Source organism: Pseudomonas sp. PLB05 (genome assembly GCF_021106615.1).
Classification (GTDB): Bacteria; Pseudomonadota; Gammaproteobacteria; order Pseudomonadales; family Pseudomonadaceae; genus Chryseomonas; species Chryseomonas benzopyrenica.
Window position 1 is genome coordinate 954,033 of sequence record NZ_JAJOHO010000001.1, and the last position, 26,373, is coordinate 980,405.

Consider the following 26,373-nt stretch of genomic DNA (forward strand, 5'->3'; position numbering starts at 1 on the left):
GAGAGACTGGCCATGGATCGACGACCCTTCGCCACCACCACCCACTGGCTGCGGCTCGGGGGCCTCTGCGCCCTGGCGCTGGGCATTGCCTTGCTGGATACCCTGACCGATCGGGAGATCGCCATTGGTGTCTTCCAGGTGGTCGTGGTGCTCCTGGCCGCGGGTTTCCTGTCCACCCGCGGGGTCACGGTCACGGCGCTGGGTTGCGCGGGGCTGGTGCTCTGCAGCTACCTGGCCACCCGTACCGGCGACCGCGAGGCCGGGCTGGTCAACTGCATCATCAGCCTCCTGGCCATCGTCGCGGTCGCGGCCCTGTCGCTGCGCCTGGAGGCGGCCAAGCGCGCCGCCGATGCGGCCCGCGCCCGGCTGGTGCAGGCCGGACGTCTGAGCCAGCTGGGTGAACTGGCCGCCTCCATCGCCCATGAGGTGAATCAGCCGCTCACCGCCATCGCCGCCAGTGGCAATGCCTGCCAGCGCTGGTTGAGCAATCAGCCGCCCCAGGTGGACCGCGCCGTGCAGGCCGCGCAGCGGGTCATCGACGACGCCCACCGCGCCAGCGCGGTGATCGCTCGGGTACGCAGCCTGGTGCGCCATGCGCAGGTGGCCAAGGATTGGCTCAACGTAGCCGATACCGTGGAGCAGGTGCTGGATTTCGTCCGCGCCGAATTGAGCCAGCGCCAGATCGCTGTGGAGGTCCGCCTGCAGGAGGGCCTGCCGCCGCTGCTGGCCGATGAAAGCCAGTTGCAGCAGGTCATCCTCAATCTGCTGCTCAACGCCCTGGATGCCCTCGAAGGAGTCGCTCCCGAGCAGCGCCGGCTGGTCATCCAGGTGGGGCAGGACACCGCTGGCGCCATCCGCCTGGGCGTGGAGGACAGCGGTCGCGGCTTGACGCCCATGGCGCGCGAGCAGATGTTCGAGGCCTTCTACACCACCAAGGCGCAGGGCATGGGCCTGGGGCTGGCGCTCAGTCGCTCCATCGTCGAAGCCCATGGCGGGCGGATCTGGGCCACCTCGCTGCCGGAAGGCGGCACCGGGGTCTATTGCAGCCTGCCCGAGGATCCGCAACCATGACCTCAGCGAGCATGACCGACCAAACCCAGCCCACCCTGGTCCACCTAGTGGACGACGACGCCTCGGTGCGCGCCGCCGTGGAAGACCTGCTGGCGTCCGTGGGGCTCAGCACCCACAGCTATGTCTCGGCCGCCGACTTTCTCGACCGTGCCCGACTGGAGGAGCCGGGCTGCCTGGTGCTGGATGTGCGCATGCCCGGCATGAACGGCCTGGACCTGCAGCAGGAATTGCAGCGCCGGGGACTCGCGCTGCCGATCATCTTCATCACCGGCCATGGCGACATCCCCATGTCGGTCCGGGCGATGAAGCAGGGCGCCCTGGAATTCCTCACCAAGCCGTTTCGCGACCAGGACCTGCTCGACGCCATCGGCCAGGCGCTACGCAAGGCACAGGACGCCCATGCCCAGCGCCGGCACTTGCAGGAGCTGCAGGCCCGCCTCGACACCCTCAACGACGGCGAACGCGCGGTACTGGCGCGGGTGGTGACCGGCCTGCTCAACAAGCAGATCGCCGCTCAGCTGGGGGTCAGCGAGATCACCGTCAAGGTGCGTCGCGCGGCCCTCATGCGCAAGCTGCAGGCCGGCTCCCTGGCGGAGCTGGTCAAGATGGTCGAGCGACTGGGGGCGTCACGCGGCTAGGCCATTACGACGCGCCGTACAGCCGCTGGACAACCTCCACAGCTTTCTTGTCGCGCCAATCGTTGACGCGCTAAAGAAAGAAATTAGTCAGTCGATACGGGCTTTAGAGGATCGCCTTCCGCCGATCCAAGGAGCCCGTCTTGAATCTTCGTCAGCTACGCATCGCCCCCCGCGCCACCCTCTGCTTCGGTGCGGTCACCCTGTTCGTGATGCTGCTCGGCGCCTTCGCCCTGGTCCAGCTCAAGGCCCTGCGCGCCACCGAGCAGGCGATGGAGGCCGAATGGCTGGCGAGCGTCCAGACCACCGATGACATCCAGGTCGCGCTGCTGCACACCCGCCTCGAAAGCATCCGGCTGCTGGCCAGCGAGGACAGTGTGGCCATGGCCCTCGCTACCCGGCAGATCCAGGTGAATCGCGATCTGATGAACGCCCGGACGGCCTATTACCGTGACTACCTGATTTCCACCGCCGAGGAACGCAGCAACTTCGACCAGGCCGCGCTGCAGATGAAAGGCTATCTGGACGGACTGGATCGGGTCGTGACCCTGGCCGCCAGCGATCGCGCCGAGGCCCTCAAACTGGCCAATGGCGAGCAGCGCCAGCGCGCCGAAGGCTATCAGGAGCAACTGACCCGGCTGCGCGAGTTCAACGGCGAAGGCGCCCGTCAGGCAGGTGCAGCAGCCACCGGCATCTATGACCGCAGCGTCAGCATTGTCGTCGGCATCATGCTGCTGGCCGTGCTGGTGACCCTGCTGCTGGCCTGGCGCCTGACCCGCAGCCTGGCCCAGCCGATCGGGGCTTCCCTGGCCGTGGCCGACGCCATCGCCCAAGGCGAGCTGACCGGCAAGATCGATCCCAGCGGCAGGGACGAAGCCGCCGGCCTGATGCGCGCCCTGGCGCAGATGCAGGACAACCTCAAGGACACCCTGCATGGCATCTCCGGTTCGTCCAGCCGCCTGAGCGACACCGCCCGCACCATGCACGCCGTCACCGACCAGGCCAGTCGGGCCCTGGCGAGCCAGAACGCCGAGATCGACCAGGCCGCCACCGCGGTCACCGAGATGAGCGCCGCGGTGGAAGAGGTGGCCCGCAATGCGTCCTCCACCTCCCAGGCTGCGCGGGAATCCAGTGCGGCGGCGGAAAACGGCAATGCCAAGGTCGGCCAGGCCCTCCACGCCATGCAGCGCCTCACCCAGCAGGTGCAGTCCACTTCGGTGCAGGTCGAAGGCCTGGCCGGCCAAGCCCAGGACATCAGCCAGGTGCTCAGCGTGATCGGCTCCATCGCCGAGCAGACCAATCTGCTGGCGCTCAACGCGGCCATCGAGGCCGCCCGGGCGGGCGAGCAGGGTCGCGGTTTCGCCGTGGTCGCCGACGAGGTCCGCGCCCTGGCGCATCGCACCCAGACCTCCACCCGTGAGATCGAGCAGATGATCCAGGCGATCCAGAAGGGCTCGGCCGAAGCCGTGGATTCCATGCAGCTCAGCACCACCCAGGCCCAGGCCACCTATGCGGTGGCTCAGGAAGCCGGCGCGGCGCTGAGCGACATACTCCAGGCCGTGCGCCTGATCGACGAACGCAACCTGCAGATCGCCACCGCCTCCGAAGAACAGGCCCATGTCTCCCGCGAGGTCGACCGCAACCTCATCAGCATTCGCGATCTCTCGGTGCAGACCAGCGACGGCAATCGCGAAACCGTGGGCGCCAGCGAGCAACTGTCCGAACTGGCCGGCGAACTGCAGACGCTGGTGCGACGCTTCAAGCTGGCCTGAGGGGAGGGCGCGGCGTTGTCGAAGGAATGAGGCTACCTAACAGTCGGTCTGGCCCAGCGGTTGGTTCACTGTGGGACTGGTAGGACCACCTAAGGCAGGCTATTCGATCCTCGCTTAGGCCGTCGTCCAGCAGGACCGCGGCCGCAGCGAATTGGGCGGCCACGAGTTCGAACGGCCAGTAGACCTGGCGGTGCTCAAGGAGCATCACAGCAGCAAACTGGCACTGAGTGAGCTGAGAGAAGATCGTGCCGGAAACCTTGGAGGAGCTTGTCACCGTAGGCGCCTGGAAGGAGGCGACGCACTGGCTTTGGCATTGATCTGACCTGTCAAGGATCGCCATTTAGCGCCTCTGGCTAGTCGTCGCCGCTCGCGGTGAGACTTTGACCGGAAAATCGGATTTAGCCTTCTATGTCAGCATCAGCCAGTTATGCTTTACCAAGTATTCGAGAAGAAAAAATTCTCATGCTGGGATGCAGGTTTTTCAAATAAATTGTACCGTGATTTTCTTTGGGTGGCGAAGGTATTTATGCAGGCTTTTATTCTAAGAATTTCCCCTAGTAATGTTGATAAAGTACCTGAGGCTCTGGCGAGCGACCAGATCATCATCGGTTGGTCGAAAACGCTTGGGCTGCTGGATGCTTCGCTATCGTGGAAGAAGTTCAGAGAAAGAATACACGTTGAGCATTATGCGGAAGAAAAGACTATGCACCGTGCGGGAGCGGCTGCAGGGCACATGTGGCGATTTGTGCACGATATGCAGGATAATGATCTGGTAGTTGTTCCGTATGGTTCAAAGTTCTATGTGGCGAAAATTTCAGGAGAAGCCGTTTATTTGCCGGAAAAAGCAGGTGAGGATACGAGCTATCGCCGTCCTGTGATATGGCTCAACGACAAGAAGCCGATTCCTAGAGGTTATGCTAAAGCTGCGCTTATCTCTAGGATGAAAGTCTATGGCACTTCAGCTTCAGCTATAGACTTGGTAGGCGATATTCAGGAAGCGCTCGCGAGAGCGGCATCCGGGAAAAAGCCTTCCTTTAAAAGTGAGTTGCAAAGCGCTCTTGTCAGCCAAACAGTGGCTCATCTTCGATCTGGCTATATGGACAGCTTCGGTTTCGAGGAGCTGATAAAAGAGTTGCTGATTAAGATGGGCGCGAAAGACGCCCAAGTAATTGCGCGGCGCCTGGACAAGGGAGCAGACGTTCTAGCAACCTTTCGAATTGCAGATACGTTCCAGTATACACTTGCCGTTCAGGCCAAGCATTGGGATGAAAGTGCTCCTGTAACGAGCAAGGTGGTTGATCAGTTAATTGAGGGTATCGAGGCGAGTAATGCTAACCTCGGCATGGTCATAACCTCCGGCATAGTCCATCAAGGCGCCATAGCAGCTGCTAGCTCTTATTTGGAGGCCACAGGAGTTCCGATTGAGCTTGTCGATGGTGAGCAGTTTGCAAAAATGCTAATCGAGCAAGGAATCGGCAGGGTGTGAGTCAAGATGGTGTTGATTCAGCGTTTCCGGAGTAATCTGCCAGTAGCTATCAGGATAAGGGGTCGCCTGTCGAAATGAATGTTTCGATTGAGAGTTCTGGATTCGACGATAGCTGAGCAGTGGCGAATTATATTCCGAGTTGGTGCGATTGGCAGAGGAGTAATTTGATTATTTAATAACGCTGTCGAACGTTTAAGGTGGCTAATTAGCATAGGGTCTTGAGACCTGCCGGCGTGTCGATATGGGCCCGCAAGACAGGGTGCTCGCCAGCTATCACGACGACGGGCCCCGAAAAGCCGATAGCGTCCAACTGCCGTTCGATCAATGGCGGATCAGGATGACCGATTTTCAGGCGCTGCAACCGACAGCCTGTCTCGGCCAGTTTCAACGCGGGATGCTCGGCATCACCCCAGTCGATCAGGCTGGGAAGCGTTCCTCCCTGCGGGAGGTGGCCATCCGGCCGGATCGAAATCTGCCAGGAAAGCGTGCCTCTGCTCATCCGCTCGATGGCGCCGAAGGTCTGCGTGAGGCCGTCGTCCGCGCGCTCCAGCCCCTGCGTCCGCACCACCCAGTGGGCCAGGTAGGGTGAGGACTGGGGGCCCAGGTCATCCAGACCAAACCATCGAGGCCTGGCCGGTGGGACTGCATCAGGGTCCGGAGCTATGACTTCCAGATAGGCATCGCCCAGGCGCAGCAGCAGATTGTGGGTGCCCATGCGCGGATGCTGGCCGCCTGGCTGCATCTCCAGGCCAAGTCTTTGGGCGATGTACAGCGCGCCCGCGGCGAGCGTCGGGGCCACGACGACCAGATGATCCAGGCTGGAAGCTCTCATGGGGGCGACTCCTGAGTGGGATGGCCTCGTACGATCAAGGCGTTCAATCCAGCTTAGCGCGCAGGCCCACTGCGGAGGGAATGAACTCAATCCGCCCGCCCGCACGCCTCCCTGATCGCCTTAGCCAATTCCAGCAGCACCCCGGCATAGCGCTCCTCGATCTCCGCCTCCGACAGCGGGGTGGCCAGGCTGATGTTGAGGGCATGGGTGCGATAGCCAGGGAGGCCGAGGGGGGTGGCGATGGCGACCACTTCGGGTTGCCAGGCAGCCAGGCAGTAGCCTCTGCTGCGGACGCTGGCTAGGGCGGCGCGGATCTCCTGTTCCAGTGGCGCCCGGCGTGCCTCGCAGCGGCGGGCGCAGAAGGTGGCGATCAGCGTTTCGCGCTGGGCTTCGCCCAAGCCGGCGAGGCAGGCGCGGCCCAGGGAGGTGATGTCCATCGGCAGGCGCTGGCCGACCAGGACGTTGCGCGGGGTCTTGCGTTGACTCAGGCGAATCGACTCCAGGTAGATCATCTCGTCGCGGTCCGCCGCCGCCAGACTGACGTTGACCTGGTGCTCCCGCGCCACCTTGATCATCAGCGGCGAGGCGGCCTGCAGGAGGCTGCTGCCCTGGTGCATGGCATGGGCCAGGCCGAGAAAGGTCGGCGCCAGGCGATAGGCGCTGCGGCCGCCGTCGTAGTCCAGAAAGCCGGTACGCACCAGAGTCTGGGTCAGGCGGCTGACGGTGGACTTGGCCAGGCCGAGGAGGTCGCTGAGTTCGCCATTGGTGAGGTATTCGGTGCCCGGACGAAAGGCCCGCAGGACATCCAGGCCACGCTCCAGCGAGCGATTGGCCGGCGCCTTGCCCTGGCCAGGCATGTCGGCGGCGTTCGGCTCGGCGACGGCGTGTTCCACCTGGTGGAATGGCTGCGTTGTCATGACAAGTCTCCTCGCGCAGATTGATTTCAAGCCTGGCGCAGATCCGGGCAGCCAATCAACCCAAGAATAAGAGAGAGGCCTCCCATGACGACAGCTCCCGAATCGTCGACCCCCATCGAGCTGACGGTGACCCAGGGCATCGCCACCCTGACGCTCAACCGCCCCGAAGCGCGCAATGCCATCAGCGACGACCTGCGCACCCTGCTGATCGAGCACCTGGAGCGCATCGCCGCCGACAGCGCAATCAAGGCGCTGATCCTGACCGGTACCGGCAAGGGCTTCTGCGCTGGCGGCGACATCAAGGGCATGCAGGCGCGCATGAGTGTGCCGGCCGGTTCGGTGGCCTTCAACGGCTGGAAGCGCCAGCAACGGGTTCACCATGCCGTTTCGCTGCTGCACAATCTGCCCAAACCGACCATCGCCGCGGTCAACGGCGCCGCCACCGGGCTGGGCTGCGACATGGCGCTGAGCTGCGACTTCATCATCGCGTCCGAGCAGGCGTCCTTCGCCATGAGCTACATCGCCCGCGGCCTCATCCCCGACGGCGGTGGCCTCTACTTCCTGCCACGACGGGTCGGCCTGAGCCGGGCCAAGGAGCTGATCTTCACCGGTCGCACCGTCGCGCCGGGCGAAGCCGAGCGCATCAACATGATCGACCGGGTGGTGCCCCACGATGCTCTGCTGCCAGCGGCCCAGGACTGGGCGCTGCAACTGTCGGCCGGTTCCGCCACGGCGCTGGGCTTGAGCAAGTCGATCCTCAACAATACCTTCGAACTGACCCAGGGCCAGATCTCGGCCATGGGCAGCCAGGCCCAGGGCATCTGCTACACCTCCAGCGAACACCAGGAGTCGGTCGCCGCCTTCCTGGCGCGCAAGAGCGCGGGTGGCCAACGATGAGCGCCCTCGACCGTCTGCTCAGTCCGGCCAGCGTCGCCGTCATCGGCGCCTCGGGCGACGCCCGCAAGACCTCCGGCCGGCCCATCGCCTTCCTGCGCAAGCATGGCTTCCAGGGACGCCTCTATCCGGTCAATCCGCGCTACGAGGAGATCGACGGCCTGCGCTGCTATACCTCTATCGCCGAGTTGCCCGAGGTGCCGGACGTGGCGGTCATCCTGCTGGGTGCCGAACGCGCCAATCAGGCGGTGGCCGAACTGGCGGCGCTCGGCTGTGCGGCGGCCATCGTGCTGGCCGGCGGCTATGGCGAAACCGGGGAGAGCGGCATCCGCCGCCAGGCGGAACTCCAGGCCGCGCGCGGCGGCATGCGTATCCTCGGCCCCAATACCATCGGCCTGGTCAACGTCAGCGAGCGCATCACCCTGTCCGCCAGTGGCGCCCTGGACATGGACGCCCTGCTGCCGGGCAAGGTGGCCCTGGTCTCCCAGAGCGGCGGCATCCTCGGCGCCTTGCTCTCCCGTGGCGTAGCGGCCGGCATCGGCTTTTCCAAACTGATCTCCACCAGCAACGAGGTGGATCTGGACGTCGCCGACTTCGTCGACCATCTGGCCGGCGATCCGGCCACCGCGGTGATCGCCCTCTACCTCGAAGGGCTGCGCGACACCGCCAGGTTCACCCGCGCCGTGGGCCGAGCCCGCGCCGCCGGCAAGCCGGTGGTGGTGTTCAAGGTCGGCCGCTCGGAAGCCGGCGCCAGCGCCGCGGCCTCCCATACCGGCGCCCTGGCTGGCTCCGACGGTCTCTATTCGGCCTATTTCCGCCAGCTCGGGGTGATCCGCGCCGAGACCTTCGCCGATCTGCTGGACGTTCCCTTCGCCCTGGCCAGTGGCCGGGTGATGCAGGGCACCCGGGTAGCCATCCTGACCTCTACCGGTGGCGCCGGCACCCTGATCGCCGACAACCTGGGCGTCAACGGCTTCCAGACCCCGCCGCCCGGCGCGGAGACGGCGGCGCGACTGCGCGCCCTAGACGTCGGCGACCAGGCAGTGCTCGACCGCAACCCCATCGACCTGACCCTGGCGGGCCTGCAACCGGAGGTGATGCGTGGCGCCATCAGCATCCTGCTGGACAGCCCCGACTATGACGCGGTGATCAGCGTGGTGGGTTCCTCCGGGGTGGCCCAGCCGCACCTGATGGCCGATGCCATCCGCGACAGCCTGGCCAATTCGGAGAAGCCGGTGCTGGCCTATATCAGTCCCCATGCGCCGGCGGCGGCGCAGCGCATCAACGGTTCGGGCGGGGTGGCCTTCAGCGCCCCCGAAAGTTGTGCCGGAGCGCTCAAGGCGCTGGCCTTGCAAGGCAGCTATGCAAGGCAGCGGCCGGGGCAGCTCGGCGCCGCCCCCTCGGCCGAGTCGGTGGCTCTGGCGGACCTGCAACCCGGTCCGCTGGACGAGGCGCGCAGCAAGCAGCTCTACGAGACCTTCGGCATTCCGGTGACCCGCGAGCGGGTAGTGGGCGATGCGCGCCAGGCCGAGGCGGCGGCCCGTGAGCTGGGCGGCGAGGTGGTGCTCAAGGTGCTCTCGGCGCGCATCCCGCACAAGAGCGAGGTAGGCGGCGTGGCCCTGCGGCAGCGACCCGAGGGGATCGGTGTGCGTCTGGAGCGGATGCGCGACGAGGTGACCACCCGGGTCGGCTTCAATCCCGAGGCCTTCCTGGTGCAGGAAATGGTCAGCGGCGGCGAGGAGCTGATCCTCGGTTTCACCCGTGATCCGCAACTGGGCCCGGCGCTGCTGCTGGGCATGGGTGGAGTGACCGCCGAACTGTTGCAGGACACCACGCTGCGCCTGCTGCCAGTGACCCTGGAAGATGCCCGGGAAATGCTCGCCGAATTGCGTACCTATCCCTTGCTGGACGGCTATCGCGGCCGACCCAGGGCCGACGTCGAGGCGGCGGCGCACTGCATCGTGGCGTTCTCCGACATGGCCCTGCGCCTGGGCGAGCGCCTGCAGGAGGCCGAGATCAATCCGCTGCTGGTCAGGCCGCAAGGGCAGGGCGTGGTCGCCCTCGACGGTCTCACCGTGCTGAGCTGAAGCGGTGCTGTTCCACAGCGTGGAACAGCACCATTGCCGCTCAGGTTCACCCTTGCATAATCCAAGAACGCTTCATTTCTGACTCATAACAATAAGTAGGTCACTATGAACAGCTTCCAGATCAATCGCCCATGGTGTGCATCCCTACCGTCAGACGCCGTCGCGTCGTTCATGAGTCCTGAACCCGACGCCACGTCCTCGAACCGGGAGTAACGCCATGTCCGCCGTACTGAAGAACGCCAGCCCTCGCGAGCCGATCGGCAGCATCGCCCCGGCGCCCACCGTGATTTCCTTTCGCAACGTCGCCAAGGCCTTTACCGTCAAGGGCGTGGCGAAACAGGCTTCCCACAGCATCAACGTCGACATCCAGCAGGGCCAGGTGGTGACCATCGTCGGTCCCTCCGGGTGCGGCAAGTCCACCCTGCTCAACATGGTGGCCGGCCTGTTCGCCCCCACCGAAGGCCAGGTGCTCTACAGCGGCCAGCCGGTCAAGGGCATCAACGGACGCACCGGCTACATGACCCAGAGCGATCACCTGCTGCCCTGGCGCGACGTGGTCGGCAACATCGCCGTGCCGCTGGAGATCCGCGGCGTGGGCAAGGCCGAACGTCAGGCACGCATCCGCGAGCTGCTGGCCCTGGTCGGCCTGGAAGGCCACGAAAAGGCCTACCCGAGCCAGCTTTCCGGGGGCATGCGCAAGCGCGCCGCCCTGGCCCGGCTGCTGGCCTACGATCCCGAGACCCTGCTGATGGACGAGCCCTTCGCGGCGCTCGATGCCCAGCTGCGCATGCGCATGCAGACCGAGTTGTTCAAGCTCAGTCGCCAGCTCAAGAAGACCGTACTGTTCGTCACCCACGACTTGGACGAGGCGGTGGCCCTGGGCGATCGCTGCCTGATCTTCTCCGGCCGTCCCGGCACCATCGTGCGCGACGTGACCATCCCCCTGGGCGACGAGCGCAACATCCTGCAGCTGCGCAAGGACCCGCGTTACCACCAGCTCTGCGGTGACCTCTGGGAATTCATCACCCCGAGCCAAGACGCCTGAGCGGCCCACCCCTGGAGAATCCTGCTATGAACATCTTTCTCGGCCGCGTCGCCATCTTTGCCGTCATCCTGCTGTCCTGGCAGTTCGCCTCGGGACCGCTGGTGGATCCCTTCTTCGTCAGCTCGCCCAGCGAGATCGGCGGCCGCTTCGTCGAGCTGGTCTCCAGCGGGCGGCTGTTCGCCCACGGCTGGATCACCGTCGTCGAGACCCTGGCCGGCTTCTTCTGCGGCGCCTGCGCCGGGATCAGCGTCGGCCTGCTGCTGGGCCGCAACGAGACCCTGGCCAAGCTGCTCGACCCCATCCTGATCTCCATCTACAGCCTGCCCAAGGTGGCCCTGGCGCCGCTGTTCATCATGTGGTTCGGCATCGGCATCGAGATGAAGATCATCCTGACCGCCACCATCGTGTTCTTCCTGGTGTTCCTCAACACCTACAGCGGCGTGCGCGCGGTGGAGCGCGAGCAGTTGGAGATCCTGCGGCTGATGGGCGCCAGGGAACATCACCTGATCAGCAAGGTGGTGCTGCCCTCGGCCATCCAGTGGGTGTTCACCGGGCTCAAGCTGTCGGTGCCCTATGCGCTGATCGGCGCCATCGTCGGCGAGATCATGGCAGCCAACCGCGGCCTGGGCTACCTGCTGCAGGACGCCGCCGGCCAGCTGGACACCGCCGGGGTCTTCGCCGCGCTGCTGGCAATCATCTTCCTGGCGCTGCTGCTGCAGGCGGCGGTGCGCAAGCTGGAAACCGCGCTGATGCCCTGGAAGAAGGAACAGGACGCCCGCGAACTCTCGATCTGAATGCTCCCGTTACCCATTACAAGAAGAAGAGAGGTCTTTGCCATGTCGTTCAAGCGTCTGTTTTCCGTCCTCGGTCTGAGTGCCGCGCTGCTGGCCGCCACCCCCGCCGTGCAGGCCGATGAAGCGGTCAAGGTGGCCATAGGTACCGAAGGCTTCGTGCACATGCCGCTGTTCGTGGCGTTGGATGCCGGGCTGTTCAAGAAGCGCGGGCTGGACGTCAGCCTGGTCAAGTTCAAGGGCGGCGGCGCCGCCGCCTCCGGACTGGTCAGCCGCTCGGTGGAGTTCTGTTCCTGCGCCATCCAGAACGCCATCAACGCCAAGGTGAAGGGCGCCGACGTGACCCTGCTGGGGCGCATGGTCGGCCAGTATGCGAGCAACGTGGTGATCCGCCAGGAGGTGGCCGACCGCCTGGGGCTGAACGCCAACTCCACCGTCGAGCAGCGCCTGGCCGCCTTCAAGGGGCTGCGCCTGGCGGTCAGCGGTACTGGCGGCAGCGCCGACTTCCTGGTGCGCTTCCTTAGTCAGGAAGCCAAGCTGCAGTCGGAGAAGGATTTCACCCTGCTGTACCTGAACAATGGCGGCGCCATGCTGGCCGCCTTCGCCCAGGGCCGCATCGACGGCTTCGCGCTGTCGTCGCCGGCGTCGGACAGCGCGGTGATCGAGCAGCAGGGCTTCACCCTGCTGGACATGTCCGAGGGCCAGGTGAAAGCTCTGGACGGCTATCCTTCCATCGCCCTGAGTGCTCGCCGCGAGTGGTCGCAAGAGCATCCGGACACGGTCAAGGCCTTTCTTGCCGCGCTCAACGACGCCACCCAGCTGATCAGCCAGCATCCGGACGAGGCCGCCAAGGCCGTGCGCACCCGCTTCGAGGGCGTCAACGACGAGGTCTATGCCGCCGCCTGGAAGAACAACCGCAAGTCCTTCCCCGCGACGCCCTATCTCACCGATGAGGACGTCCAGCGCGCCATTACCTTCCTGGGCCAGATCCAGAACACCCAGATCCCCGGTACCGCCGCCGATTACCTGACGCAGGTGCGCTGAGCCGCACGCTTCCTTCCATCCCCCTGGTACGCCGCGAGTGGCCAGGGTTCGGTAGAGACCTCCTATGCACAGGCATCATGACAAGCCGATCCTGGCGGCAGGGCTGGGTATTGCCCTGCTGTCGCCCCTGACCTATGCCGAGGGCTTCCTCGAAGACAGCAAGGCCACCCTGGAGCTGCGCAACTTCTACATGAATCGCGACTTTCGCGACGGCAGCGGCCAGTCCAAGCGCGAGGAGTGGGGCCAGGGCTTCATCCTCAAGTACGAATCCGGCTTTACCCAGGGCACCCTTGGCTTCGGCCTGGACGCCCTGGGCCTGGTTGGGTTGAAGCTCGATTCGGGCCGTGGCCGCACCGGCACCGGTCTGCTGCCGGTAGACGACGAGGGCCGCGCGCCCGGCGAGTACGCCAAGGCCGGGGCGACCTTCAAGGCGCGCCTCTCCAGGAGCGAATTGCGGATCGGCACCCTGCTACCGCGTTGGCCGACCCTGGTCACCAACAATGGCCGCCTGCTGCCCCAGACCTTCGAGGGCAGCCAGTTCGAATTCAGGGAGATCAAGGGGCTGACCCTGACCGGCGCCAACATCCAGCGCACGGTCTATCGCGACAGCTCCGGAGCCGACGGCCTTTCGCTGAACAACAAGAATCGCCGTTTCAGCGGCTCTCTTGAGGGGGGCGATTTCGATGTCGTCGGTGCCCTCTACCGCTTCGGCACCACCACCGATGTGAGCGCCCAGTACGCCGTGCTGGAAGATGTCTATCGCCAGCGCTTTCTTGGTCTGACTGACCGCCGCAAGGGCGACTGGGGCGCCTTCCTCACCGAGGTGCGGCTGTTCGACAGCGACGACGAGGGTCGCGCCCGCGGCGGACGCATCGACAACCGCGCCTTCAGCGCCCTGGGTACCTACAAGCGCGCCGGCCACTCCCTGGGCCTGGGCTATCAGAAGATGTCGGGCCCAACGGCCTTTCCCTACGTCAATGGCACCGACCCCTATCTGGTCAACTTCGTCCAGGTGGGCGACTTCGCCGAGACCAACGAGCGCTCCTGGCAGGCGCGCTACGACTACGACCTCGGCCAGCTGGGTATCCCCGGCCTGAACTTCATGACGCGCTTCGTACGCGGCAGCCAGGCCGAACTGCGCGGCGGCGGGTCCGGCGGCGAACGGGAACTGGATGTGGAGCTGCAATACGTGCTGCAGGGCGGCTCGCTCAAGGGCCTGAACCTGCGCCTGCGCAGCGCCACCTACCGTTCCGATTTCTCGCGGGACGCCAATGACGTCCGCGTCATCGCCAGCTATCCGCTGTCGCTGCTCTGACCCTTCGGGAGACCCTACATGACCACCGTAACCCTGCAACGGATCGACGCCCTGGGCGTCATCACCCTGGACCATCCACCGGTCAATGCCCTGTCCCGCGCGGTGCGTGCGGGGCTCCTGGCACGGCTGCAGGAGGCCCTGGCCGATGACGGGATCCAGACGCTGGTGATCACCTGCGCCGGGCGGACCTTCGTCGCCGGCGCCGACCTCCGCGAATTCGACCTGCCGCTGCAGGAGCCCCAGCTGCCGGCTGTGCTGGCGGCCCTCGAAGCCTCGCCCAAGCCGGTGATCGCCGCGCTGCATGGCACGGTATTGGGCGGCGGGCTGGAGCTGGCACTGGCCTGTCATTACCGGGTCGCGGCGACCGCTACCACCTTCGCCTTGCCGGAAGTCAGCCTGGGCCTGATCCCGGGTGCGGGCGGCACCCAGCGCCTGCCGCGCCTGGTTGGCGCACCCCTGACGCTGGACATGATCGTGGGCGGCACGCGCCTGGATGCCAGTGCGGCGCTTGGCGCGGGGCTGATCGATGGTCTGGGCGAAGGTGAACCTCTGGCCCTGGCCCAGGGTTTTCTGCGTGATCATCACTCCTTGTCGCCACGGCCGACGGCGGCGCAGACAGTATCTCCGTTCGACCCCGACGCCTTCGAGGCCCAGGCCCGTGGGCTGCTGCGCAAGTTGCCGGGCCAGGAGGCACCGGTGCTGGCGCTGGACGCCTTGCGCGGTGCCTGGCAGCTGCCGCTGTCCGCCGCCTTGCAGCGCGAGCGTGAGCTGTTCGTTGCCCGGCGCGAGTCCGCCCAGGCCCGGGCCCTGCGCCAGGTATTCTTCGCCGAGCGCGCCCTGGCGGGTCGTAACCGCGCCCTGGCCAAGGCGGCGCCTCCCGTAGCGTTGCGGCAGGTGGCGGTGATCGGCGCGGGGCTGATGGGCAGCGGTATCGCCCTCTGCCTGGCCAACGCCGGCCTGGCTACCGTCCTGATCGATACCCAGCCCCAGGCCCTGGAGCGAGGCCGCGCCACGATCGACGGCTATTTCTCCGGGGCCCTGGCCAAGGGCCGCCTGACGGCGGATCAGGCCAGCGCGCGCGCCGCCCTGATCCGCTGTGAAGCGACCCTGGACGCGGTAGCCGACGCCGATCTGATCATCGAGGCGGTATTCGAGGATCTGGCGGTCAAGCAGGAGGTCTTTCGTCAGCTCGATCGCCTGGCCAAGCCCGGCGCCATCCTGGCCACCAACACCTCCTATCTCGACATCGATGCCATCGCCGGGGTGACCGGCCGGCCCGAGGCGGTGATCGGCATGCACTTCTTCAGTCCGGCCCAGGTGATGAAGCTCCTGGAGGTGGTTCGCACCCGCGCGGTCGAGCCTGCCGTACTGGCCACTGCCCTGCAGCTGGGCGAGCGCCTGGGCAAGACCACGGTGGCGGTGGGCAACTGCCATGGCTTCGTCGGCAATCGCCTGCTGGCGGTACGCGAGCGCGAGGCGACCCTGCTGGTGGAAGAGGGCGCAGCACCCGAACAGGTCGACCGGGTGCTGCGTGAATTCGGCTTTCCCATGGGCCCCTTCGAGCTGCGCGACCTGGCCGGGATCGACATCGCCTGGCGCAATCGCCAGGGGCGGGGTGAATCCCTCAGCCCTGCCGAGCGGGCCTGCGACCTGATCGAGCAGCTGCACGCCCTCGGCCGTCTTGGCCAGAAGTCCGGCGCCGGCTACTACCGCTATGGGCCGGGTCAGCGCCAGGGCCAGGCGGATCCCCTGGTCGCCGAGTTGCTCGCCGCCCACCGCCAGCGCCGGGGCATCGCGCCGCGCAGCCACAGTGATACTGAGATCCTCGAACGCTGCCTGTTCGTGATGATCAACGAGGCAGCCTGGCTGCTGGAGGAGGGCATCGTCGAGCAAGCAGTGGACATCGATCTGGTCTGGCTGCACGGCTACGGCTTTCCGCGCTATCGCGGCGGGCTGCTGTACCACGCCGACGAGTGTGGGCTGGAGCGGATCGTCAGTACCCTGGAAGGCTGGTCCGCCGCCCTGGCCGAGCGCGGGACGCGAATCTCTCCGCGGCTCAGGCAGCTGGCGGCCGAGGGCCGGACATTTCTGGACCTGTGAGTCGAAGGCAGCATCCTGAACGACGCTGCATATCCGAGAGCGCCCGGTTCTTTGACCTTTCGTTCGCGGGCACCTAGGGTCAGGCGGGGCGTATTCGTCTGACGATTGCGCTTCTTCGGAATACCAATTCAGGCAATGGGAGTGTCAGATGTCTTTTGCTCGTTCGGCCTTGGCCAACCGCTTTTCCGCTCTAGTGCTTACTGCCGCGACCGCCACCCTGGCGTTGCCCCTGGCCGCCGCGCCGGGGGTCGAGGGTTCCCTGTCTGCTGTCCAAGGCGATGCCCGGGTCACCAAGGCGCTGGACGCGCTGCGCGCCGATGACGGCCGCACCTTCACGGAACAGAAGCACATCGCCAGATTCCCGCGCCGCCGTTCAAGGAAAAGGTGCGCGCCGAGTATTACCTCAAGCGTTTCCAGGAGCTGGGTCTCAAGGACGCCAGCATCGCCCCGGAAGGCTATGTGATCGCTACCCGCAAGGGCAGCGGCCAGGGGCCGCAGCTGGTGGTCTCGGCGCACCTGGATACGGTGTTTCCCGAGGGCACCGACCTGACCCTCAAGGAGCAGGACGGCAAGACCTATGGCCCCGGCATCGGCGATGACGCCCGGGGCCTGGCGGCGCTGCTGTCGGTGATCGACGTTCTGAACAAGAGCGGCATCGAGACGGTGGGCGACCTGGTCTTCGTCGGTACCGTGGGCGAGGAGGAGTTGGGTAACCTGCGCGGGGTGAAGGCCCTGTTCAAGGATCGCCAGGGCATCGACGGCTTCATCTCGGTGGATGGCATCGACGTGCGGCGGATCGTCAATCGCGGCACCGGCAGCCACCGCTACGAGATGACCTTCAAGGGTCCGGGTGGCCACAGCTTCGCCGAATTCGGGCGACCCAGCGCCATCCACGCCATGGGTCGCGCCATCGCCAAGATCGCCGAGGTACGGCCGCCCAAGGAGCCCAAGACCACCTTTACCGTGGGCACGGTGCAGGGCGGCACCTCGGTCAACGCCATCGCCGGCGAAGCGCGCCTGACCCTGGACATGAGATCCAACGAGGAGGCCGCGCTGCTGGCCGAAGAGAAGGAGATCCTGGCCCTGGTGCAGGACGCGGTGAAGGAGGAGAACAAGCGCTGGGACACCGATCAGATTTCGGTGGACATCAAGCTGATCGGTGATCGTCCGGCCGGTGGCACGGCGGAGGATTCGCCCATGGTGCAGACGGCGCAGCGCGCCATCGCCGCCGTCACCAACGGCGCCAAGGTCACCTTGAGCGGCGGCAGCACCGACTCCAACACCGCCATGTCTCTCGGCGTGCCGGCCATGACCATCAGCGGCGGCGGGGAGGGCGGCAGTGCCCACTCGCTGGCGGAGTGGTACAAGCCGGTGGACGCCTACCAGGGTCCGCAGAACGTGCTGCTGACCAGCCTGACCCTGGTGGGCGTCAAGGGCGTCAGCGAGCCGGTGCTGCAGGTTCACGGCCAGTAGTGATGGATGGACCCCGGCTCCACCGCTACAACATCTAAAGACGTCCACGGACGTCTTTTTTGTGTCTGAAATCCAGCAAAAACTAGGCTACAGCGCTATCAAGGCTTTTGGCGTCCATCAAGGTCTGGCCGTTTGGGTATTCCAAACGGGTTAGACCACATACGCTGACCTCCAAGCCGAGAGTTGTTCCTTGAATGGCTGCATCCGGAGGTAGGCCCGCTTTGACAAGTCCAGTTGGTAGTTCAAGCTCTTTCTAATCTCTGCGTGAATGTGTATCGCATTGCGCGCTTCATAGAACTCAATCAGCTCATCTTTGAGCCAAGGCTCAATCATTCCAAGCGCGGCAGCACATTCGGCTTTCTTGTCGAATCGGACCTTGGTGTAATCAGTCCTCCCGACGGCCTCATACGTGGGGATGATCTTCTTTCCATCGTGCTCAAGATGCTTCTCAAGCAACGCGAGGCTAGCCGGCGGAATTGAAATCTGCTTCTTCGTGGGGAATTCCGTAAGAGCGATAACTCGTGGCTCTGTGTCAAGGCAATCAAAGAGCAAGTGATGAAGTACCGCTTCGTAAATGGAAGCGTATGACAGTACTTGCAGTCGTATCTGTGATCGCAGCATCCAGTCATCGGCCTCAAGCCCTTCCAAGATTTTGTAGATATAGCGCGTAGAGATGAACTCTTCGCCAAGGCGCTGTGCAAGAGTCGCGTTACCAATGAAGTCGAAGTACGCGACATGCCAAGCCTCGTCGGCAACGTGCGCTGAAACATATGCGTTGATGGTTTTCTTAGTTTCTGCATCGAATGCCATAGACTTTCCCTTTGTGGTCTAACGTGGGAGGTAACCGACGCCGGAGCGCGCAGCGCGGAGGAAACCTAGTCGGCGCAGCCGATTGGGCGTCCGATTAACCGAATGGTTGCTTATACACTGCCGAGCATCTGCGCAGTAGCTTGGAGTAAAATTGAAATTGCAGCGAAGAAGGCACCGGTGGCATTCCACTTTGATTGTGCCGAGAAAGTGGCCGACATATCCCATCCATCCAAACTTACCGATGCATAGTTTGGTTTTTCTCCCCGCTTCTTAGCCTCACGCTCACGAATTCTCATCGCTTTTTCATGGCTGACTTTTATAGTACTAGCGCGCAGCCAGCTTACTGCGGAAATTAACCCAATAAAAATTGACGTTACTGTTAGATAAAAAGAAAGAATTTCCATCGCTTCGCATTCCGAGTAGGCTGTGTATAACTATAAATAGACGCCAATTGGCGGATAACTCCCGGAACGGGCATGGTGTGTAATATTCCTAATTCCTTTGGCTATCCGTGTCTAGGCTGAGACTTTCAGAGTGCAGATTAGCGTATGAGGGAGTTATACATCACGCATAGGCAGCCACGCTTGCTCGACCAAGCGTGGGAGCAAATTCGCCTGTGACACTACTCGATTCGAACCGAGCGTGTCTATTGCAGGCGGTTTACGTTGCGCGGGCAGGAAAAGGGCTGCTGAGGTTAAGGCAGCTCCTGGGAATTTCGCAGTGTATACCTCTACCTTCACCCGTACTCAGCGCCAGGCACCTCCTGTTCTGATCCTGATCATCAGCTTCTGGTGATGCATTATCTGAGAATCAAAACCTCAGAGTGAACTGTCACCGTCACCGTCACAGTCTTAGATGAGCCCGCGCCTCGTAAAATTGGGCTTTCGGTAATTCTGATTGTAATCCCAGATCCACTTTTTAACAGAGTTTTGTCAACAAAAAGAAGGGTTTAGCCAATCAATTCAGATCCCCTTTCCTCGCTCAGTCCCGGCGGTGCCAGGGGCCGCGGCTACTCGGCCAAGGGCTTCAATCTCAGGCAAGCCAGGGAGCTGACCAGGATCGCCAGGCCGGACAGCGGATACAGCAGGGTCGAAGGCACCAGCGGGATGAGCACGCCCGCCAGCAGCGGCCCCACGCTGGCACCCACGTCGCGCCACATGGCGTTGGAGGCCAGCGCCGGCAGCCGGGCCTGACCGGGATGGCGGGTGGCGACCAGGGTCACCACCAGGGGGATCTGCAGGGCGCGCAGGATCAGTACGCCGCCGGCGCCGAGGATCAGCCAGTGGAAGCCGAAGGCGATCAGGAACAGCGCGGTCAGCGTCGAGCAGACCACCAGCATGGGCGCCGCGCCATAGCGATCCGCCGCCCGACCGCCGAGGGGGCTGAGCAGCATGTCGGACACATAACGCAGCGCCATCAGCAAGCCGGCCACCAGTACCGCGTTGCCGCCCAGCACCGCCTGGGAAAAGGCCGACAGGCCAAAGATGAACAGGCCGTCCAGGGTCACGCCTTCGATGAAGGACCAGGTGACGATGCGATCCGGCCAGCGCAGGCGCCGCCCGGGCGCCGGCAATTCGTGACCGGCGCGCGGCAGCCCCAGGGCCAACAGCAGCCCGATCAGGCAGAGACCGCTGCTCAGCAGCAGCACGGCGCGCGGCCCGTATTGCAGGGTGAGCCAGGCACCCGCGGAGAGGGCGAGCATGGGACCGATGGCGATCAGCGCCCGGGAGGTGCCGGTGCGCCGGGCGGCGCCGGCCGGGTCGGCGGTGGCCAGAACCTGGGTGGACAGGTTGAAGGTGGCGAAACTCAGGCCCCAGGCCAGCCGTAGCCCCAGCAGCGCCCAGAAACCCGAGAGGTTGGCGTTGCCCAGGGCGCAGAGCGCGGCCACCGCGGCGGCCACCACCAGGCTGCGCCGATCGCCGCAGCGGGCATAGAGCTGCACCACATAGCGATAGCCGACGATGCGGATCACCCGGTTGGCGGCCAGCAGGATGCCGGCCTCGATCAGGGTGATGCCGAAGACCGGGGCGTACATGGGCAGGACGAGGTAGAGCAGCACGTCGCTGGGCAGGCAGAAGGCGAGGACGATGGCCGCGCGCCGGGAGGCCTGGTCGACGGACCGGGAAGAGGTCATGCGCAAGGAATTCCTGTAGCGGAGGTGACGTCCAGCCCTTCGGTCGGCAACTGGACAGCGGATTGCAGGGACGGCTCGGCCGGACAGACGCCAGACAGAGGCCGTGGCTGCAACGAGACTGTCATTATCTCTTCTTTTGCAAGAGGTGTCCGCCAGGCGAAGCGGCTGAACTAACCCCGGGCGCGCGCAATCCTTTTCAGTGCGTCTTGCGTCGCGCAGTGGCTGCCCGGCCCTGCCACGTCCCGTCTAGAAAAGGAGTCGTCAGTGACCGTAGCTGCCCACCATTACCATCCTGTCCGGCCCGGCCCGCTGCACGCGCTGCTGCTGGCCGGGTCCGTCCCGCTGTTCATCGGCGGTCTGCTCAGCGATATCGCCTATTACCAGACGATGCAGATCCAGTGGGCCAACTTCGCCGCCTGGCTGATCGCCGGCGCCCTGTTGCTGTCCGGGCTGGCCCTGCTGTTCGCTCTGGGCAACCTCTTTGGCGCCCGTTTCCGGGGTCGCCGACCGGTAGCCTATTTCCTCCTGCTGCTGCTGGCCTGGGTGCTGGGGCTGGCCAATGCCTTTGAACACGCCAAGGATGCCTGGGCGGTGATGCCCGCCGGGCTGATCCTCTCGGTGGTGGTTTCGGTGCTGAGCCTGGTGGCCGCCTGGATCGCCCTCTCCAACCTGCGTTCGGAGGTGGTTCGATGAGCACTCCAAGAGCCTTGAGCGTCCTTGGTCTGGCCGTGCTGCTGGCCGCCTGCGGCAACGAAGGCGGTGCCGACACCCAGGCACGCGGGCCCGATCCCAAGCTGCCCGAACCCCAGCGCGGCCTCCTGCCGAGCATGAAGATCGCCGAGCCGGCCCCCTGGGGCGATCGCACGCCCACCGTGCCCCAGGGCTACACCATTACCGCCATCGCCACTGACCTGCGCATTCCGCGGCAGATGCTGGTGCTGCCCAATGGCGACATCCTGGTGGCCGAAGGTCGCGGCGGCAACGCGCCGAAGCTCAAGCCCAAGGACGTCATCGCCGGCTACATCAAGGCCCAGGGCAACACCCAGGTGAAGGGTGGCAATCGCTTGACCCTGCTGCGCGATGCCGACGGCGATGGCAAATACGAACTCAAGACGGTGTTCGCCGAGAATCTCAACGCGCCCTATGGCCTGGCCTTCGCCAATGGGCGGATCTATGTGGCCAACCAGGACGCCCTGGTCAGCTTTCCCTACCAGGACGGCCAGACCCAGGCCAGCGGCGCGCCGGACAAGCTGGTCGACCTGCCGGCGGCGATCAATCACCACTGGACCAAGTCCCTCGCCGCGAGCGCCGATGGTCGCTACCTCTATGTGGGCATCGGCTCCAACAGCAACGTCGGCGAGCGCGGCATGGATGTCGAGGTGGATCGCGCGGTGATCTGGCAGATCGATGCCCAGAGCGGCGCGCACAAGAACTATGCCACTGGGGTGCGCAATCCCACCGCCCTGGCCATCCAGCCCGACAGCGGCCAGCTGTGGGCGGTGGCCAACGAGCGCGACGAGATCGGCCCGGACTTGGTGCCGGACTACCTGACCTCCATCCGCGAGGGCGGCTTCTATGGCTGGCCCTACAGCTACTGGGGGCAGAACGTCGATACCCGCGCCCAGCCGCAGGATCCGGCCAAGGTCGCCGCTGCCATCAAGCCCGACTACAGCCTGGGCTCCCATGTCGCCGCCCTGGGGGTGACCTTTGCCACCGCGGCGGTGGGTGGGCAATTCACCGATGGCGTCTTCGTTGGCGAACACGGCAGCTGGAACCGCGACAAGCCGGTGGGCTACCGCGTGGTCTTCGTGCCCTTCCAGCAGGGCCGCCCGGCCGGCGAGCCCATCGACTTCGCCACCGGATTCTTTGGCGACGATGGCAAGACCCGCGGCCGACCGGTCGGGGTGGCGGTAGACCAACGTGGCGGCGTGATCATCGCCGACGACCTGGCCAATACCGTCTGGCGGGTGACGCGCACCCAGTAAGGTGGGTGACGATCCGGTTGCCGTCTTTCGGGGCGGTGACCGGTATTAACCCATGCGGTGGTGCAGATCGCCCAGCACGATCAAACTACCCACCACCATCAGCATTAGGATCAGGCTGGTGAACAGCAACAGATAGAGGTCGTGGCGATGCGAACGACCCAGGCTGATATGCAGAAAGCAGCGCAGGTGCACCAGGATCTGCAGCAGGCCCAGGCCGAAGATGACGCCCAGGGTGGTTCCGCGTGGCCAGGTCGGGAAGAGCACCAGGCCGATGGGGATCAGGCTCAGCGTCACCGCCAGCACCAGGCCGATCACATAGCTCGCCAGTTCGCGGCGATAGTCGTCAAGCTTCATGGCAACAGCCCCTGCAGGTAGACCACCGACAGGATGGCGACCCAGACGATATCGAGAAAATGCCAGAACAGCCCCAGGCGCATCAGCCGGGTCTTTACTGGCGTATCCAGGCCGAACACCCTCAGTTGCACCAGCATCACCACCAGCCACAGGCAGCCGCTGGCGACGTGCACCCCGTGCATGCCCACCAGGGTGAAGAAGGCCGAGAGAAAGGCGCTGCGCTGGGGCAGGGCGCCCTTGTCCGCCATGCCGAGGAAGTCGTGCACCTCCAGGCCGAGGAACACCAGCCCCAGGGCCAGCGTCACCAGCAACCAGGTCACCAGGGGCCGCAGCCGACCCTCGTGGTACTTCATCGCCAGCGATGCCAGGCCGTAGGTGAAGCTGCTGGCCAGCAGCACCAGGGTCTGGACGGTGACACTGCCGATCTCGAAGACGTCCCGGGCCACCGGTCCCCCGGCAGTGGCGTGCTGCAGCGTCGCATAGATGGCGAACAGCAGCGCGAACACCAGGGCGTCGCTCATCAGGAAGATCCAGAAGCCGAACAGCGAGTATTCGGCCTCGGCGTGGGTCGCGTGATCGGTGGGGCCGACGTTGAGGCCGGCGTGGTTCATATCACGCGAACTCATGGCCCCATCTCCGCCAGGCCACGATTGCCCGGCCCGGTTTCCTCGTCGCGCTTGACGGGGCGGGTCGCTGCGACCTTATCCAGCCAGGCCTCATGTTCGCGCCGAACGTCCGCCGCCGAGATCAGTCGCTCGGTATCGCGCTGGAAACTGCGGGCGATGACCGCCCCCCAGGCCACCAGCAGCCCCAGTACAGCCATCCAGCCGATGTGCCAGACCAGGCCGAAGGCACAGGCGAAGCCCGCCGCGCCGACGATTGCCGGGACGGCGCTGTTCTTCGGCAGGACGATGTCGGCATAGGTTCGCGGCCGGTCGTAGGCCAGACCCTGTTCCTTGAGCCAGGTGAAGGGGTCGCGGTCGTTGATCGGCAGCGGCACGGCGAAGTTGTACTCCGGCGGCGGCGCGGCGACCGCCCATTCCAGGGTGCGGCCGTTCCAGGGATCACCCACCGGCACCCGCGCACTGTCGCGGCGACGAATGCTCACCACCAGCTGGATCACCAGGCTGCCCAGGGCAGCCAGCAGCACCACCGCACCGAGTTCGGCGACCCACAGCAACGGGGCGAAATCGGGGTTGTGAATGGGCTGGCTGCGCCGCGGCAGACCGGAGACGCCCAGTACATACAGGGGCATGAAGGCGAGAATGAAGCCCAGGCCGAAATTCAGCGCGGCGATACGCCCCCAGCGCTCGTCGAGGCGAAAGCCGAAGGCCTTGGAAAACCAGAAGTGGTAGCCCGCCAGCATGCCGAACAGCATTCCCGGGATCAGCATGTTGTGGAAGTGGGCGACCAGGTAGACGGTGTTGTGCACCTGGTAGTCCACTGGCGGCGTGGCCAGGGTGATGCCGGTGAGGCCGCCGATCACGAACAGCATGATGAACATCACCGCGTAGATCAGCGGCGTGGTCAGGCGGATGCGACCGCGGAACATGGTCGCCATCCAGTCGTAGATCTTCACCCCGGTGGGAATGCCGATGAGCATGGTGGCGATGCCGAAGGCGGCGTTGATCCTGGGGCTCTGGCCCATGGTGAAGAAGTGGTGCAACCACACGGTAAAGGACAGCACGGCGATCACCAGGGTCGCCCAGACCAGCGAGTGATAGCCATAGAGACGCTTGGTGGAAAAGGTGGCGAAGACCTCGGAGAACACCCCGAAGGCCGGCAGGATCAGGATGTACACCTCCGGGTGGCCGAACAGCCAGAACAGGTTGATGTAGTTCATCAGGTTGCCGCCCTGGGTGTTGGTGAAGAAGTGGAAGTCCAGGTAGCGGTCCAGAGCCAGCAGCAGGGTGGCCACGGTCAGCGGCGGCATGGCGAAGATCATCAGGATGCTGGTGCACAGCGCGGTCCAGCTGAACAGCGTCATATGGAACAGGCGCATGCCGGGCGCCCGTTCCTTGTAGAGGGTGACGGCGAAGTTGAGGCCGGTCAGGGTGCTGCCCAGGGAGCTCAGGGTCAGGGCCCAGATCCAGTAGTCGGTACCGACGCCGGGCTGGTACTCGGCACCGGTGTAGGGCGGATAGCCGCTCCAGCCACCGGTGGAAAAGCGTCCCAGCACCAGCGAGACCATCACCAGCGCCGCCCCGGCCACGGTCAGCCAGAGGCTGATGGCGTTGAGCAGGGGAAAGCGCACGTCGCGGGCGCCGATCTGCAGCGGCATGACGAAGTTGATCAGCCCGGTGAGGAAGGGCATGGCGACGAAGAACACCATGATGGTGCCGTGGGTGCTGAACAGCTGGCCGAAGTGTTCCGGCGGCAGGTAGCCCGGCGCATCGATGGCCAGCGCCTGCTGGGTGCGCATCATCACCCCTTCCACCACGCCGCGGCTGAACATCACCAGGGCCAGCACCACATACATGATGCCGATGCGCTTGTGGTCCAGGCTGGTGAACCACTCCTGCCAGAGATAGCGCCACTTGCCGAGCCAAGTGATCACCCCGGCGGTAGCCAGGGCGCCGAGGATCACCACGCTGGCGCCGCAGGTGGCGACCAGGCTGTAGAAGGGCAGGGCGTCGTAGCCCAGGCGGCCGAACAGCAGGTGCCAGAGGGCCGAGAAATCAGTCATGGGTGGCTCCCTGGAAGGTATTGCAGGCGGGTACCGGATCCTGGCGATAGCGCGCCAGCACCCAGGCGAAGAGGGCGGGCTGGGTCAGGCGCAGCTGGGCGGCCTGCTCCAGGGTGCCGGGACGGGCCAGCACCTGGTAATGGGCGCAATCCAAGGCCTCGCGAACCTGGCTCATGTGCTGAGTCCAGGCCTGGAAATCCGCTTCCGCCAGCACCCGGATCGGGAAGTGCTGATCCTGGAAGCCCTCGCCGCTGTACTGGGCATTGCGACCCTCGAACTGGCCGGGCAGGGGAATCTGCAGATAGCGCTGAGTCTGCATGCCGGCCATGGCATAGATCTGGCCCCCCAAGCGCGGCAGCAGCAGGGACTGCATCACCGTATCGCTGGTCAGCCTGAGCTGCACCGGACGACCTGCTGGCAGGACCAGTTCATTGACCGTCGCGATCCCCTGTTCGGGATAGAGGAACAGCCACTTCCAGTCCAGCCCGATCACCTGGACCTCCAGCGGCGTCACGCCGGGTGTCGGTGAGCGATAGGGGTCCAGGCTGTGGGTGTGGGTCCAGACCAGGAAGGCCAGGGCTGCGACGATCAGCGCCGGGACACCCCAGGCGAAGATGTCCAGCAGCCAGGAGAATTCCCAGCGCGGCCGGTAGGCGGCGCGGTCGTTGCCGTGGCGATAGCGCCAGACGATCAGCGGGGTGAGCAGGATCACCGGCAGCACCACCACCAGGGCCAGACCAACGATCCACAGCAGCAGGTCGCGTTCGCCACTGGCGGCAAGGCCGGCCGGGGCGAAAAAGCCGTGTTGCAGCGGCGAACAGCCCGTGAGCGAAGCGGCGAGCACCAGGCCGGCCAGCGCTCGGACGGCGGAGCGACGCTTCGAGGTGCTCCCCGGACGAGGAGAAGAAGGACGCGATATTCGCGCTAGGGACATGAGCGGAC

General features: G+C 65.0%; 23 protein-coding genes. 14 read left to right on the top strand and 9 right to left on the bottom strand.

Annotated features, from left to right (window positions below):
* Positions 1 to 12: 12 nt before the first annotated feature.
* From LRS53_RS04405 to LRS53_RS04420, 4 genes are all read left to right on the top strand, one after another.
* Positions 13 to 1,071, top strand: a complete 1,059-nt coding sequence (locus LRS53_RS04405; protein WP_231355069.1) for a sensor histidine kinase — start codon at positions 13 to 15, stop codon at positions 1,069 to 1,071.
* Positions 1,068 to 1,709 carry a response regulator transcription factor gene (locus LRS53_RS04410; protein ID WP_231355070.1) on the top strand — a complete coding sequence of 214 codons (642 nt, stop codon included), beginning with the start codon at positions 1,068 to 1,070 and terminating at the stop codon, positions 1,707 to 1,709. Before LRS53_RS04405 ends, LRS53_RS04410 begins: the two co-directional genes overlap by 4 nt.
* Before the next feature lie 140 nt (positions 1,710 to 1,849).
* Positions 1,850 to 3,478 (top strand): methyl-accepting chemotaxis protein, encoded by a 1,629-nt coding sequence (locus tag LRS53_RS04415; RefSeq protein WP_231355071.1) that lies wholly within the window; start codon positions 1,850 to 1,852, stop codon positions 3,476 to 3,478.
* A 427-nt stretch (positions 3,479 to 3,905) separates the two neighbouring features.
* Positions 3,906 to 4,964 carry a restriction endonuclease gene (locus LRS53_RS04420; protein ID WP_231355072.1) on the top strand — a complete coding sequence of 353 codons (1,059 nt, stop codon included), beginning with the start codon at positions 3,906 to 3,908 and terminating at the stop codon, positions 4,962 to 4,964.
* Between the two features lie 205 nt (positions 4,965 to 5,169).
* Here the strand turns inward: LRS53_RS04420 and LRS53_RS04425 are convergent, their stop codons facing one another.
* Positions 5,170 to 5,796, bottom strand: a complete 627-nt coding sequence (locus tag LRS53_RS04425; RefSeq protein WP_231355073.1) for a VOC family protein — start codon at positions 5,794 to 5,796, stop codon at positions 5,170 to 5,172.
* An 86-nt stretch (positions 5,797 to 5,882) separates the two neighbouring features.
* The gene (locus LRS53_RS04430) at positions 5,883 to 6,713 is read right to left on the bottom strand and encodes an IclR family transcriptional regulator (RefSeq protein ID WP_231355074.1); all 831 of its coding nucleotides are present in this window, start codon (positions 6,711 to 6,713) and stop codon (positions 5,883 to 5,885) included.
* Positions 6,714 to 6,797: 84 nt separating this feature from the next.
* Here LRS53_RS04430 and LRS53_RS04435 point away from each other — a divergent pair, with 84 nt between their 5' ends.
* The 8 genes from LRS53_RS04435 (at position 6,798) to LRS53_RS04470 (ending at position 17,462) form a co-directional block, all read left to right on the top strand.
* Complete coding sequence (locus LRS53_RS04435) at positions 6,798 to 7,610, top strand: enoyl-CoA hydratase/isomerase family protein (protein WP_231355075.1); 813 nt, start codon at positions 6,798 to 6,800, stop codon at positions 7,608 to 7,610.
* Positions 7,607 to 9,694 (top strand): acetate--CoA ligase family protein, encoded by a 2,088-nt coding sequence (locus tag LRS53_RS04440; RefSeq protein WP_231355076.1) that lies wholly within the window; start codon positions 7,607 to 7,609, stop codon positions 9,692 to 9,694. Before LRS53_RS04435 ends, LRS53_RS04440 begins: the two co-directional genes overlap by 4 nt.
* 217 nt (positions 9,695 to 9,911) lie before the next feature.
* On the top strand, positions 9,912 to 10,739 hold the full coding sequence (locus tag LRS53_RS04445; protein WP_231355077.1) for an ABC transporter ATP-binding protein: 828 nt from the start codon (positions 9,912 to 9,914) through the stop codon (positions 10,737 to 10,739).
* A 26-nt stretch (positions 10,740 to 10,765) separates the two neighbouring features.
* The gene (locus LRS53_RS04450) at positions 10,766 to 11,533 is read left to right on the top strand and encodes an ABC transporter permease (RefSeq protein ID WP_231355078.1); all 768 of its coding nucleotides are present in this window, start codon (positions 10,766 to 10,768) and stop codon (positions 11,531 to 11,533) included.
* Between the two features lie 42 nt (positions 11,534 to 11,575).
* On the top strand, positions 11,576 to 12,574 hold the full coding sequence (locus LRS53_RS04455; protein ID WP_231355079.1) for an ABC transporter substrate-binding protein: 999 nt from the start codon (positions 11,576 to 11,578) through the stop codon (positions 12,572 to 12,574).
* Between the two features lie 64 nt (positions 12,575 to 12,638).
* Complete coding sequence (locus LRS53_RS04460) at positions 12,639 to 13,889, top strand: OprD family porin (protein WP_231355080.1); 1,251 nt, start codon at positions 12,639 to 12,641, stop codon at positions 13,887 to 13,889.
* A gap of 18 nt (positions 13,890 to 13,907) precedes the next feature.
* The gene (locus LRS53_RS04465; RefSeq protein ID WP_231355081.1) at positions 13,908 to 15,989 is read left to right on the top strand and encodes a 3-hydroxyacyl-CoA dehydrogenase NAD-binding domain-containing protein; all 2,082 of its coding nucleotides are present in this window, start codon (positions 13,908 to 13,910) and stop codon (positions 15,987 to 15,989) included.
* Positions 15,990 to 16,373: 384 nt separating this feature from the next.
* Entirely contained in the window at positions 16,374 to 17,462 is a 1,089-nt protein-coding gene (locus LRS53_RS04470; protein WP_231355082.1) for a M20/M25/M40 family metallo-hydrolase, read from the top strand.
* Between the two features lie 150 nt (positions 17,463 to 17,612).
* On the opposite strand, the gene LRS53_RS04475 is transcribed toward LRS53_RS04470, so the two are convergent.
* The 3 genes from LRS53_RS04475 to LRS53_RS04485 all read right to left on the bottom strand — a co-directional run bounded on the left by LRS53_RS04475 (position 17,613) and on the right by LRS53_RS04485 (position 20,406).
* Positions 17,613 to 18,272: a hypothetical protein gene (locus LRS53_RS04475; RefSeq protein WP_231355083.1), complete on the bottom strand. Its 660-nt coding sequence runs from the start codon at positions 18,270 to 18,272 to the stop codon at positions 17,613 to 17,615.
* Between the two features lie 110 nt (positions 18,273 to 18,382).
* Positions 18,383 to 18,676 carry a hypothetical protein gene (locus LRS53_RS04480; protein WP_231355084.1) on the bottom strand — a complete coding sequence of 98 codons (294 nt, stop codon included), beginning with the start codon at positions 18,674 to 18,676 and terminating at the stop codon, positions 18,383 to 18,385.
* A 605-nt stretch (positions 18,677 to 19,281) separates the two neighbouring features.
* Complete coding sequence (locus LRS53_RS04485; RefSeq protein WP_231355085.1) at positions 19,282 to 20,406, bottom strand: MFS transporter; 1,125 nt, start codon at positions 20,404 to 20,406, stop codon at positions 19,282 to 19,284.
* A 264-nt stretch (positions 20,407 to 20,670) separates the two neighbouring features.
* Between LRS53_RS04485 and LRS53_RS04490 the strand changes: the two genes are divergently transcribed.
* Together LRS53_RS04490 and LRS53_RS04495 are read left to right on the top strand one after the other, a co-directional pair.
* On the top strand, positions 20,671 to 21,099 hold the full coding sequence (locus tag LRS53_RS04490; RefSeq protein ID WP_231355086.1) for a DUF2231 domain-containing protein: 429 nt from the start codon (positions 20,671 to 20,673) through the stop codon (positions 21,097 to 21,099).
* Entirely contained in the window at positions 21,096 to 22,391 is a 1,296-nt protein-coding gene (locus tag LRS53_RS04495) for a PQQ-dependent sugar dehydrogenase (RefSeq protein ID WP_231355087.1), read from the top strand. The genes LRS53_RS04490 and LRS53_RS04495 overlap by 4 nt, the downstream gene beginning before the upstream one ends.
* 45 nt (positions 22,392 to 22,436) lie before the next feature.
* On the opposite strand, the gene LRS53_RS04500 is transcribed toward LRS53_RS04495, so the two are convergent.
* Genes LRS53_RS04500 through LRS53_RS04515 form a run of 4 tightly spaced genes read right to left on the bottom strand, consistent with a single transcriptional unit; the run spans position 22,437 to position 26,275 of the window.
* Positions 22,437 to 22,745: a cytochrome o ubiquinol oxidase subunit IV gene (locus LRS53_RS04500; protein ID WP_231355088.1), complete on the bottom strand. Its 309-nt coding sequence runs from the start codon at positions 22,743 to 22,745 to the stop codon at positions 22,437 to 22,439.
* Positions 22,742 to 23,371 (bottom strand): cytochrome (ubi)quinol oxidase subunit III, encoded by a 630-nt coding sequence (locus tag LRS53_RS04505; protein WP_231355089.1) that lies wholly within the window; start codon positions 23,369 to 23,371, stop codon positions 22,742 to 22,744. Before LRS53_RS04505 ends, LRS53_RS04500 begins: the two co-directional genes overlap by 4 nt.
* Positions 23,368 to 25,401, bottom strand: a complete 2,034-nt coding sequence (locus tag LRS53_RS04510) for a cbb3-type cytochrome c oxidase subunit I (RefSeq protein ID WP_442968481.1) — start codon at positions 25,399 to 25,401, stop codon at positions 23,368 to 23,370. Before LRS53_RS04510 ends, LRS53_RS04505 begins: the two co-directional genes overlap by 4 nt.
* 22 nt (positions 25,402 to 25,423) lie before the next feature.
* Positions 25,424 to 26,275, bottom strand: a complete 852-nt coding sequence (locus LRS53_RS04515) for a ubiquinol oxidase subunit II (RefSeq protein WP_231355091.1) — start codon at positions 26,273 to 26,275, stop codon at positions 25,424 to 25,426.
* Between the last annotated feature and the right edge of the window lie 98 nt (positions 26,276 to 26,373).